Raw genomic sequence first — 10851 nt, 5'->3', positions numbered from 1 at the left:
CTCGCTTCGCACGCCGCGTCGCTCGCTCACGATGTCAACACTCCCTCTAGTGCAGCCGCGAAGGCCTCTGTCGTGGCACGGTCCCGTACCGCTATCCGGAGCCAGTCCGGGCCGAGGCCCGGAAAGGTGTCGGCCCGCCGGACCGCGAAGCCCTGCGCACGCAGGAGTTCGCGGACCGCCAGGCCGTTCTCGACGTGCGCGAGCACGAACGAGGAGCGGGGTTCGACGGGGAGCCGGACCCCGGGTATCGCACGCAGTCTTTCGACCAAGTACGCCCGGTCTGTCGCGAGCGTAACGGCCGAAGCCTCGGCGTGCGCCACGGCGTCGGGGCCGCTGCAGGCCTCCGCGGCGACCAGGGCCGGGGTCGAGACCGACCACAGCGGCTGCGCCTCGGCGCAGCGTCGTACCAGGTCGGAGGGGGCGAGCAGGTAGCCGATGCGGAGTCCGGCGAGCGCCCAGGTCTTGGTGAGGCTGCGCACGACGACGAGGCCTTCGACGTCGCGTCGTTCGGCAAGGCTTTCGGGTTCACCCGGGACGGTGTCGGCGAACGCCTCGTCGACCACGAGGACGCGCCCGGGCCGGGCCAGGGCGGCGAGCGTCCCGGCGCGGTGCAGGACGGACGTCGGGTTGGTGGGGTTGCCGATCACCACGAGGTCGGCCTCCTCCGGGATGCGTGCCGGGTCCAGGCCGAAGCCCTCCCGTTCCGCGAGGAGGACCCGGTGCACAGTATGCCCGGCGGCTCGCAGCGCGGCCTCCGGTTCGGTGAACTGCGGGTGCACGACCACCGCGTGACGCGGCTTCAGGGTGCGGGCGAGCAGCACGAACGCCTCGGCGGCACCCGCGGTGAGCAGTACTTCGCCGACCGGCCGCCGGTGCCGGGCGGCGACCGCGGCGCGCGCGTCGGCGGCGTCCGGGTAGGCGGCGAGGCGCGTGAGGCTGTCGGCGAGGCGGGCGGCGAGCCAGGCGGGCGGGGCGCTGCCGCGGACGTTGACGGCGAGGTCGACGAGTCCGGGGCCGACTTCGCGGTCGCCGTGGTGGCGCAGATCGATGGTGCCGTCGGTGCCCTCGGTGCCGTCGTCGGTGCGGCCGTCGGTGGTGCCTTCAGCGGTGCCGTCGATGGTGCCGTCGGTCGAGCTTGCCTCGGGTTCGGTGGTGCGCATATGCGGTGTGTCCGTGCCCCTGCCCTGCGTCGTGCGGTCCGCCGTCGTGCCGTCGGCGTCCATCATGCTGGTGACTATGCCGGTCCGGGTCGGCGGGGTCGACGGAATGATCACAACCCTGCCCCCTCTGATCGATTCACCGAACGATGACCGCTCGCTTTCGGTCGTTCGTGTCGCTATTCCCACCAACCCGATGGCGTGCAACGGCAATCGTGCACATAGATGGCCGGCGGTTGCTGCGCGTTTTCGCAATCACGAGCTCTCCGTCCGGGAACGCCGCGAGGGCCGCGGCCTCGGCGACGCTCGGGGTGCCGACCGCGGCCTCCACCGCGGCGGACGGATTGGGGACCGGCTGCCCGGCCAGCTGCTCGGCGGACAGCCACAGCAGCTCGGCGCCGAGCCGTTCGGCAAGTTCCCGCACGGCCGGCTCGCCGCGCTTGGCGGCCGCGCTGGCCACCACCGCCACGGCGTCCCAGGGCAACCCGGCGGCGGCCAACGCGGTGCGCAAGGTCTCCTCGACCTCGGCCGCCGGTGCGCCGCGCGACGCCCCCACCCCGACGGCCAGGCGCATCGTCACAAGCGTTCGCCCCACAGCACGAACACCGGTTCGTCGGGCGCCAGGCGGTGCGCCTGCCCGCCGGCCGGCACCAGGCGCGAGGACTGGAGCAGCGTGCCGGACACCTCGTACCCGGCACCGGTCAGCGCGTGGTGCACGGCGCCCACCGACTCCAGGGCCTTGAGCGCGGTGACCACGCGTTCCGGCCGCCGGGCCGCGCAGGCCGCGACCACTTCGAGGCCGCCGCCGCCGATGAACACCGTGTCCGGGTCGGGCAGTCGGGACAGCGTGTCGGGCGCGGTACCGGCCACCACCTGCACCTCGACGCCGTAGCGCGCGGCATTGGCCTGGATGTGCTCGCAGCCGACCGGGTCGCGGTCCACCGCGATCACCGCGGCGCCGTGCCGGGCCGCCTCGACGCTCAGCGCGCCGCTGCCCGCGCCGATGTCCCACACCAGGTCGCCGGGGCGCGGGCCGAGCCGGGCGAGTGCCGCGGCCCGCACGTCGGCGCGCGTCACGGCCGCCCCGGCGCTGTCGTACGCGTCGTCCGGAAGTCCCCAGCCGCGCACCGGCCCGGGGAACGTCGGGCGCTGCCCGGCGATCCAGCCGGCGGGTGCCGAGGTGACCGGGTTCGGGCCGACCACGATCACCACGTTCGGGTCGGACCAGGTGCGGTCGGCCGCCATGTCGGCGGCCAGCATGGTGACCTCTTCCTGGTCGGTGCCGAGGTTCTCGCAGACCACGAACGTGCGCGGCACGTCGCGCAGCATCAGGCCGAGTTCGGCGGGTCCCGAGCCGGGCCCGGTCAGGACCGCGACCTTGCCGTACGCCCGGCACACGTTGACCGCGCGGCGCAGTTCGCGGCCGTGCGCGCTGACCACCTTCGCGTCGTCCCAGGGCATGGCGGCGCGGGCGAACGCGTGCGCGACCGACGAGACGGCGGGCACGATCTCGAGTTCGAGGCCGTATTCCGGCCGCCGCAGTATGCGGACGATCCCGAAGAAGCCGGGGTCGCCGGAGGCCACCACGACGGCGCTCCCCCGGTGCTCGCTGATGCGGCGCGCCGCCACGTGCACGTTGCCCATGACCACGCGCTCGGCGCCGTCCGGCAGCGGCACCGCATCAAGGTGCCGGGCACCGCCCGCCACCAGGGTCGCCGACCCCAACGCGGTCCGCGCCGCGGCGGACAGCGGTGCGCCGTCCCACCCGATGACCGTCACCCGGTCCGCCATACGCCCTGCCCGTCCGTCCTGTCGCCTGTTCCGCGGTGCCGCCGCGGCACCGGGATCCGGCATCCGCGGCGCGCAGCCGCACGATCTCACCCGCCACGACGTGTGCGGGACCGCATGAGGTTCCCGACACGTCGTCGACTGCGCGGCCCGATCATGCCGCCCGACGGGTCCACCGCGCATCTCGGGACGCGCCGGCGCACCGGGCGGACCGGTCACCGCAGGCCGCAGTGTGCCGCGAACCGCCTTGCCGCGCCCGGGTTTCCGGCCCAGTGCGTGTGCAGGTACGAGGCGTGCACGCGCCCCGCGATGAACCCTTCGGTGTGCCGTGCGGCGCCGGGATCGGGTGCCGGGACCGTGCGGCCGAAACTGTCGCAAGTCTCCGCCCCGGGTGGCTCGCTGCGCGCCTCGCCGGGTGCCGCCCCCGGCCAGTTCCAGGCGGCGGTCCGGCCGGCCCTGGGCGTCACCGCGGTGCGGTGGAACTCGTGCCCGCGCACCGGCGTTCCCGTGGTGGAGAGCACCGAATCGGCGGCCGCGGTCGCCTCGCGGTAGCCGAGCGTCAGCCGCTCGGTCATGCGCGCCTCGGCGTCGAGGACCCCGCACATCGGGCTGCCGTCGAGCGAACGCGCCAGGTACAGCAGCCCGGCGCATTCGGCCGCGACCGCTCCCCCGCGCGCCGCGAAGTCCGCGACTGCGGCGCGCAAGGCGCTGTTGGCGGACAACTCGGCCGCATAGACCTCGGGGAAGCCGCCGCCGAGCACCAGCCCGGATGTCCCCTCGGGGAGATCTTCGTCGCGCAGCGGATCCACGGTCACGACCTCGGCCCCCGCGGCAGCGAGGAGTTCGGTGGTCTCGGCATACCCGAACGTGAAGGCAGCGCCGCCGGCCAGCGCGATCCGGGGGCGGGCACCGTCGGCCGCGCGGCGGTCTCCGCCCGGCGACGCGCCGGACGACGCGGCGGCAGCGCCTCCGGCCTCGCGGCTCTGCGCATTCCGCGGCGCGCCGGACAGTGCCGCGGCAGAAGCCCCGACCTGCCCGGCCGGCGGCCCGGCGGCCGCGTTGCCCCGGGCCATGCGGATTTCGTCGGCGGGATCCCAGGGCACCGCGTCCAGCGGTCCCGCGCCGCGCGCGATCGCCAGTACGGCGTCCAGGTCCACGGCCCGGCCGACGAGTTCGCCGAGCGCGTCGACGGTGGCCACCGCGTCGGCATGGCGTTCGGCGACCGGTACCAGGCCGAGGTGCCGGGACGGCTTGGCGATCGCGTCGTGCCGGCCGATCACGCCGAGCACCGGGATGCCGAGCGGTTCCAGCGCTTCGCGGAGGATCGCCTCGTGGCGCTCCGTGCCGACCCGGTTGAGGATGATCCCGGCCGGGCGCAGCCCGGGCTGGAAGGTCGCGAATCCGTGCACCAGGGCGGCCACCGAGCGGCCTTGCGACCGGGCGTCCACGACCAGGACCACCGGTGCGCCGAGGAGCCGGGCGACGTGCGCGGTCGAGGCGAACCCGCCGCGCCCGGCGGCCCCGTCGAACAGGCCCATGACGCCCTCGACGACGGCGACGTCGGCGCCGCGCGCCCCGTGGGCGAACAGCGGCGCGATGCGCTCCTCGCCGACCAGGAACGGGTCGAGGTTGCGCCCCGGGCGGCCGCACGCCAGGGCGTGGTAGCCGGGGTCGATGTAATCGGGGCCGACCTTGTGCGGCGACACCGCCAGGCCGCGTGCGGCGAGGGCGGCCATGAGGCCGGTCGCCACGGTGGTCTTGCCCTGGCCGGACGCGGGTGCAGCGACGACAAGGCGCGGGATGCGCAATGTCACCATTCGATGCCTTTCTGGCCCTTCTGCCCGGCGTCCATCGGGTGCTTCACCTTGGTCATCTCGGTGACGAGGTCGGCGTACGCGACCAGATCGGGGTGCGCATCGCGCCCGGTGATCACCACGTGCTGCTGCCCCGGCCGCGAGGTCAGCGTCTCGATGACGTCGGCGACGTCCACCCAGCCCCACTTCATGGGATAGGTGAACTCGTCGAGGACGTAGAAGCGGTACGCCTCGGCGGCCAGGTCGCGCTTGATCTGCGCCCAGCCCTCGGCGGCGTCCGCGGCGTGGTCGGCGTCCGATCCGCGCTGGATCCACGACCAGCCTTCGCCCATCTTGTGCCACGCGACGGGACCGCCCTCGCCGGTCTCGTCGTGCACGCGGCCGAGCGTGCGCAGGACGTTCTCCTCGCCGACCTTCCACTTGGCGGACTTGACGAACTGGAACACCCCGACGGGCCAGCCCTGGTTCCAGGCCCGCAGGGCGAGCCCGAAGGCCGCGGTGGACTTCCCCTTGCCGGGGCCGGTGTGCACCATGACCAGCGGCCGGTTGCGGCGCTGACGCGTGGTCAGCCCGTCGGCGGGGACGTGTTCGGGTTTGCCTTGCGGCATGGTCGCCTCCTCATGAACGGACAGGTGACGGGATCGGCGGGCCGGCCGGCGCGGCGCAGCCGGGCCGGCGCGCCGGGCCGGTCGGTGCGGGCGGTCGGTACGGGCGGGGCGGTGCGGGCGGGGTGGTCCCGTCGCTCACCCCGCGGCGCGGAGGTCGCGGACCAGGCCGGCCAGGCCGTCCGCGGCGAGGTCGGCGAGGCCGAGGACCGGGCCGCCGAGGTCCGCGGCGAGCCGTGCGGCGAGCCCGAGGCGGACCGGGCCGCTCTCGCAGTCCACGACCACCGACGCGTTGCCGGCCGCGGCCAGCAGGCCCGCGGCGCGGCGCGCAGCTCCGAGGGGGTCGGGGCCGTGCGTGGCGCGCCCGTCGGTCACGACCACGAGCAGCGGGCGGCGGCGCGGGTCGCGCAGGTGCTCGACCCGCAGAGCCTCGTGGGCGCGCAGCAGTCCGGCGGCGAGCGGCGTCCGGCCGCCGGTCGGGAGTGCGGCGAGGCGGGCCGCGCCGGCCTCGACGGACGACGTGGGCGGGAGCGCGAGTTCGGCGCCCGCGCCGCGGAACGTCACCAGGCCGACCTTGTCGCGCCGCTGGTAGGCGTCGAGCAGGAGAGAGAGCACCGCGCCTTTGACGGTGCGCATCCGGGCCCGGGCGGCCATCGACCCGGACGCGTCGACGACGAACAGGACGAGGTTGCCCTCGCGGCCTTCGCGGACCGCTTCGCGCACGTCGTCGCGGCGCAGCACCAGCCCGGGACCGCGGCGGCCGCGGGCGGCCTGGTGCGGCGCGGCCGCGCGCACCGTGCCGACCAGGTGCAGGCGGGCCACCGGGCCGGACGGGCGGCGGTCGCCGGTGGTGCGGCCGGTGCCGGTCTCGGCGCGCGAGCGGCGGCCGGCGGCGCCCTGGCCGAGGCCGGGGACCGCGAGCAGCCGGGCCCGGAACGGTTCCGAGGCGGCCACCGCGGGCTGCTCGGGGGCGGCCGCGGCGGCAGTGGACTCCCTTGCCGGCGGCGGCTGTTCGGCGGCCGGAGCATCCGAGGACGCGTTGCGCGGCGGCTCGGGGGGCGCGGTCTCCTGCGGCGCGGGGCCGCCTCCCGGACCGCCCCCGCCCGGGCCGTCCTGGTCGGGTCCGCCGGGCCCGCCGGGTCCGTCAGGCCGGTCGGATCCGCCGGAACCGTCCGGGCCGTCGGGTTCGGGATCCGGGTCCGGGTCGTCCGGCAGGTCGGGCTCGGGCTCGTCGCGCAGCGCTTCGTCCAGTTTGTCCTGGTCGAGACCGGGGGCATCGAAGGGGTTGCGGCGGCGCCGGTGCGGCAAGGCCAGTTGTGCGGCCTGGCGTACGTCGGACGCCTCGACCTCGGTACGCCCGTGCCACGCGGCCAGCGCGATCGCGGTGCGCGCGGTGACCAGGTCGGCGCGCAGTCCGTCCACCTCGAATGCGGCGCATACCCGGGCCACGCGCTCCAGTTCGGCGTCCGGCAGCACGACGTCCGGGAGCAGCGCGCGGGCCGCCTCGATGCGCAGCGCCAGCGCCGCGTCGTGCTCCGCCCAGCGCGCCGCGAAACCGTCCGGGTCGGCCTCGTACGCAAGCCTGCGCCGGACCACTTCGGCGCGTTCGCGCGGTTCGCGGCTGGCCGCGACCTCGACGGTCAGGCCGAACCGGTCGAGCAACTGCGGGCGCAGCTCCCCTTCTTCCGGGTTCATGGTGCCGACCAGCAGGAAGCGGGCCGCGTGCCGGACCGAGACGCCTTCGCGTTCGACGTGCGCGGTGCCCATCGCGGCGGCGTCGAGGAGCAGGTCGACGAGGTGATCGTGCAGCAGGTTGACCTCGTCGACGTACAGCAGTCCGCGGTGTGCGGCGGCGAGCAGGCCGGGCTCGTACGCCTTGACGCCTTCGGCCAGCGCGCGTTCCAGGTCGAGCGAGCCGACCAGGCGGTCCTCGGTGGCGCCGACCGGGAGTTCGACGAGCCGGGCGCGCCGGGTCTCGCCGGGCGCCGCGGCGTCGTGCGGGCCGTCCGGGCAGGCCGGGTCGGGGGCGGCCGGGTCGCAGGAGAAGCGGCAGCCGGAGACCGCGGCGGTGTCCGGCAGCAGCGCGGCGAGCGCCCGGACCATGGTCGACTTGGCGGTGCCCTTCTCGCCGCGCACGAGCACGCCGCCGACGCCGGGCGAGACGGCGTTGAGCAGGAGGGCGAGGCGCAGGTCGGCGAGTCCGACGATCGCGGAGAACGGGTAGCCGGCGCTCATCGGCGGACCTGCACGGCGGTCCCGGAACAGCACGGTATGCACGGCGACATCGACTGTCGGCCTCCCTCGGGTGTCCACGCCCTGGTAGGTGGCGGGCCCGCGGCGCGGTCCCGGACAGCCGGAAGTGTCTGGCTCCCGGGAAGCTCATGCCCTCCGCGGGTCCGCGCCGAACGGCGCGGCCCGCCCGAGGGCGGCTTTCCGGTCACAGTGGCGGGACCGCTCCGGCTTCGCACCGGATTCCTCCCCTGCTGTCGGCCGACAGCCTCTCACACCCGCGCCCGAGCGCGGCGACCTGCTCCGGGCCGCCGGGACCAAGGCTCCGCCGGGGCGGGGGCCGACGTCCCGACCTGCTCCCACCTGCGCCGACACGCATGGGCAGCGCGGCGGGCGGGCGGTGCCGCGGTGGCAGACTGCCGGTATGGAAGACCTTGCGTACCAGCCCGACGTCCTCGGCGACGGCTACGAGGCCGCCACGCTCGCGCTGCGGGACGACGCCGAGGGCGAGGCCGTGGCGACCCTCGTCCGGCGCCGCGCGGCGGAGCCCGCGCGGCGGGCGGTCCTGTATGTGCACGGCTTCAACGACTACTTCTTCCAGACCGGCCTGGCGGACTTCTACACCGCGCTCGGCTTCGACTTCTATGCGCTGGACCTGCGTTCGTACGGGCGCTCGATCCGGCCGCACCGGACGCCCGGCTATGTCGACGATCTCGGCCGGTATGCCGAGGAGTTGGACCTCGCGGCCCGGGTGGTCCGCGAAGTGGACGGGCACACGACCCTGTTGGTCAACGGGCACTCCACCGGCGGCCTGACCGCCGCGCTGTGGGCGCACCACCGGGCGGGCCGCGGCGTGGTCGACGGGCTGTTCCTCAACAGCGCGTTCCTCGACCTGAACGCGCCGCTGGCCACCCGGACCGTGGGCGTGCGCGCGGTGAACGCGGCCCGCCGGCACGTGGCGCGCCGCCCGGTTCCGGGCGGCCTGGGCGGCGGCTACGGGCAGAGCCTGCACCGCGACCACCACGGCGAGTGGGTGTTCGACCCGGCGTGGAAGGCCATCGAAGGAGTGCCCGCGTATGCCGGGTGGGTGGCCGCAGTGCACCGCGGGCACCGGGCGGTCGCGGCCGGGCTCGGCATCGATGTCCCGGTGCTGGCCATGTCGTCGGCGGCGAGCGTGGACGGCCGGCTGTGGCACGAGGGCCTGCACCGGGCGGACGCGGTGCTGGACGCGGAGCGCATCGCGATGCTCGCACCGCGCCTGGGGCGGCATGTGACGGTGGTGCGGATCGAGGGCGGCATGCACGATCTGGTGCTGTCCCCGCTTGCCGCGCGCACCGAGGTGTTCGCCGAACTCGCGCGGTGGATCGGCGCGTACCTGCCCGCGTAGCAAGGGCGTCCGCCCGTTCGGGTCAACGGGCGCGGAACACTGCGCGAAATCCGTCCGACCTGCGGCTATGGGTGCGTTCGGGCTGCTAGCGTCGGCGCGTGGGGGCTCACGAGGTCGCGAGGACCGGGTACACGCGCGCCGTCGGCGTCTACGAACGGGCGCGCCCGTCCTACCCGTTGCCGGTACTGGCCGAACTCACCGACGCCTTCGGCCTGGCGGCCGGCCGGACCGTGGTGGACCTGGGCGCCGGCACGGGCCTGTTCACCCGGCTGCTGGCGCTGACCGGGGCCCGTGTGGTGGCGGTGGAGCCGGTGGCCGCGATGCGCGGCCGGCTCGCGGAGCTGCTGCCCTCGGTGACCGTCGCGGACGGGACCGCGGAGCGCACCGGCCTGGCCGCGGGGTCGGCGCATGCGGTGATCGCCGCGCAGGCCTGGCACTGGTTCGACGGCGAGGCGGCGCAGGGCGAGGTCGAACGCGTCCTGGCGCCGGGCGGCGGACTCGGCCTGGTGTGGAACACGTATGACGCGACGGTGCCGTGGGTGCGCGACTACCAGGACATCTACTTCCGGCGCGCACCCGCAGGGCTGCCGTCGCACCAGGACGGCACATGGCGCACGCGCCTGGAGGCGCGGCCGGGATGGGGCCGGATCCGCGAACGCCACTTCCCCAACCCGCAGCGGGTCTCGCGCGGCGGGGTGATCGACCGGATGCTCTCCAGCAGCCACATCGCCTGCCTGGACGCGGACGAGCAGGCGCGGGTGCGGCGCGAGGTCGAGGACGTCCTGGACGCGCATCCGGAGACGCGCGGGCAGGAGCGGGTCGAACTGCCTTATGTGACCGACGTGTACTGGACCGCGCGGACCGCCTGAACAGCCGCGCGGCGACGGGCGACGGGCGACGGGCGACGCAGAACCGGCCGGACCCGTTTCGGGTCCGGCCGGTTCGCACATCCGCGCCACCTGTACGTCAGGGCAAGGGCATCGGCACGCCAGGCGCGCCGTACCGCTTAGAAGGCCGGCAGCACCGAGCCCTGGTACTTGTCCTCGATGAACTTCTTCACCTCGGGCGAGTTCAGGAGCTTCTGCAGCTTCTGCACCTTCTCGTCCTTCTCCTGGCCCTTCTTGACCACGAGGACGTTGGCGTACGGGTTGCCCTCGGCCTTCTCCAGCACCAGCGCGTCCTTGGCGGTCAGCTTGGCCTGCAGCGCGTAGTTGCCGTTGATGACGGAGGCGTCCACGTCGTCCAGGGTGCGCGGCAGCTGCTCCGCGTCGAGTGCCTTGAACTTGAGGTTCTTCGGGTTCTCGGCGACGTCCTTCTCGGTGGCGTTGACGCCGACGCCGTCCTTGAGCTTGATCAGCCCGTTGTCGGCGAGCAGCTTGAGCGCGCGGCCGCCGTTGGTGGCGTCGTTCGGGAAGGAGATGGTCGCGCCGTCCTTGATCTCGGCGACGGCCTTGTTCTTCTTCGAGTACAGGCCGAGCGGCTCCAGGTGCACGGGGCCGACCGGGACCAGGTCCTTCTTGTTCTCCGCGTTGTACTTGTCCAGGTACGGCTTGTGCTGGAAGAAGTTGGCGTCGATGCTGCCGTCGACCAGCGCCGGGTTCTGCAGCGAGTAGTCGTCGAAGACCTTGACGTCGAGCTTCAGGCCTTCCTTGTCGGCCAGGTTCTTCTGGATGTACTCGAGGATCTCGGCGTGCGGCACCGCGGAGGCGCCCACCTTCAGCGTGTCGGAGGACTTGGAGTCGTCGCTGCTGCAGGCCGCGAGGCCCAGCGCCAGGGTTCCGACCGCCGCGAGAGAAATGATCTTGCGCACGAAGAGTGCCTTTCCTTCTTGGGTGGGTGTTTCAGCGGTGATGCGGCGCCGGTCCGGGGGC

Annotated in this window: 9 protein-coding genes and 1 riboswitch; of the genes, 2 read left to right on the top strand and 7 right to left on the bottom strand. The window is 74.6% G+C overall.

All coding sequences use genetic code 11. From position 1 onward, the window contains the following. Positions 1 to 26: 26 nt before the first annotated feature. The 6 genes from cobC to LZ495_RS09735 all read right to left on the bottom strand — a co-directional run bounded on the left by cobC (position 27) and on the right by LZ495_RS09735 (position 7599). Positions 27 to 1226, bottom strand: coding sequence for an Rv2231c family histidinol phosphate aminotransferase CobC (cobC, locus tag LZ495_RS09760; RefSeq protein ID WP_235051646.1), 1200 nt, complete (start codon positions 1224 to 1226; stop codon positions 27 to 29). Positions 1227 to 1296: 70 nt separating this feature from the next. Further along, a complete protein-coding gene (locus tag LZ495_RS09755) occupies positions 1297 to 1731 on the bottom strand; it encodes a cobalamin biosynthesis protein (RefSeq protein ID WP_235051645.1) in 435 nt (144 codons plus the stop codon). A 2-nt stretch (positions 1732 to 1733) separates the two neighbouring features. Next, on the bottom strand, positions 1734 to 2948 hold the full coding sequence (gene cbiE, locus LZ495_RS09750) for a precorrin-6y C5,15-methyltransferase (decarboxylating) subunit CbiE (protein WP_235051644.1): 1215 nt from the start codon (positions 2946 to 2948) through the stop codon (positions 1734 to 1736). A gap of 212 nt (positions 2949 to 3160) precedes the next feature. Further along, positions 3161 to 4762: a cobyrinic acid a,c-diamide synthase CobB gene (locus LZ495_RS09745; protein ID WP_235051643.1), complete on the bottom strand. Its 1602-nt coding sequence runs from the start codon at positions 4760 to 4762 to the stop codon at positions 3161 to 3163. Beyond that, positions 4756 to 5367 (bottom strand): cob(I)yrinic acid a,c-diamide adenosyltransferase, encoded by a 612-nt coding sequence (gene cobO / locus LZ495_RS09740; RefSeq protein WP_235051642.1) that lies wholly within the window; start codon positions 5365 to 5367, stop codon positions 4756 to 4758. The genes LZ495_RS09745 and cobO overlap by 7 nt, the downstream gene beginning before the upstream one ends. A gap of 135 nt (positions 5368 to 5502) precedes the next feature. Next, on the bottom strand, positions 5503 to 7599 hold the full coding sequence (locus LZ495_RS09735) for a putative cobaltochelatase (protein WP_235051641.1): 2097 nt from the start codon (positions 7597 to 7599) through the stop codon (positions 5503 to 5505). A gap of 123 nt (positions 7600 to 7722) precedes the next feature. After that, positions 7723 to 7841: riboswitch (cobalamin riboswitch) on the bottom strand. A gap of 176 nt (positions 7842 to 8017) precedes the next feature. Between LZ495_RS09735 and LZ495_RS09730 the strand changes: the two genes are divergently transcribed. Beyond that, complete coding sequence (locus LZ495_RS09730) at positions 8018 to 8980, top strand: alpha/beta hydrolase (protein ID WP_235051640.1); 963 nt, start codon at positions 8018 to 8020, stop codon at positions 8978 to 8980. Positions 8981 to 9078: 98 nt separating this feature from the next. Next, complete coding sequence (locus LZ495_RS09725; RefSeq protein ID WP_235051639.1) at positions 9079 to 9849, top strand: class I SAM-dependent methyltransferase; 771 nt, start codon at positions 9079 to 9081, stop codon at positions 9847 to 9849. Positions 9850 to 9986: 137 nt separating this feature from the next. Here LZ495_RS09725 and LZ495_RS09720 read toward each other — a convergent pair whose 3' ends face one another. Further along, complete coding sequence (locus LZ495_RS09720) at positions 9987 to 10790, bottom strand: MetQ/NlpA family ABC transporter substrate-binding protein (protein WP_235051638.1); 804 nt, start codon at positions 10788 to 10790, stop codon at positions 9987 to 9989. Positions 10791 to 10851: the final 61 nt, after the last annotated feature.

The organism is Yinghuangia soli, assembly GCF_021502675.1.
Classification (GTDB): Bacteria; Actinomycetota; Actinomycetes; order Streptomycetales; family Streptomycetaceae; genus Yinghuangia; species Yinghuangia soli.
The sequence above is the reverse complement of the archived record's forward strand: the minus strand, read 5'-3'. Positions and strand labels throughout refer to the sequence as shown.

Bases quoted from the DNA above. Each gene is read 5' to 3' on its own strand.
- cobC (WP_235051646.1), bottom strand. From the start codon at position 1,226: ATGATGGACGCCGACGGCACGACGGCGGACCGCACGACGCAGGGCAGG.
- LZ495_RS09755 (WP_235051645.1), bottom strand. From the start codon at position 1,731: ATGCGCCTGGCCGTCGGGGTGGGGGCGTCGCGCGGCGCACCGGCGGCC.
- cbiE (WP_235051644.1), bottom strand. From the start codon at position 2,948: ATGGCGGACCGGGTGACGGTCATCGGGTGGGACGGCGCACCGCTGTCC.
- LZ495_RS09745 (WP_235051643.1), bottom strand. From the start codon at position 4,762: ATGGTGACATTGCGCATCCCGCGCCTTGTCGTCGCTGCACCCGCGTCC.
- cobO (WP_235051642.1), bottom strand. From the start codon at position 5,367: ATGCCGCAAGGCAAACCCGAACACGTCCCCGCCGACGGGCTGACCACG.
- LZ495_RS09735 (WP_235051641.1), bottom strand. From the start codon at position 7,599: ATGAGCGCCGGCTACCCGTTCTCCGCGATCGTCGGACTCGCCGACCTG.
- LZ495_RS09730 (WP_235051640.1), top strand. From the start codon at position 8,018: ATGGAAGACCTTGCGTACCAGCCCGACGTCCTCGGCGACGGCTACGAG.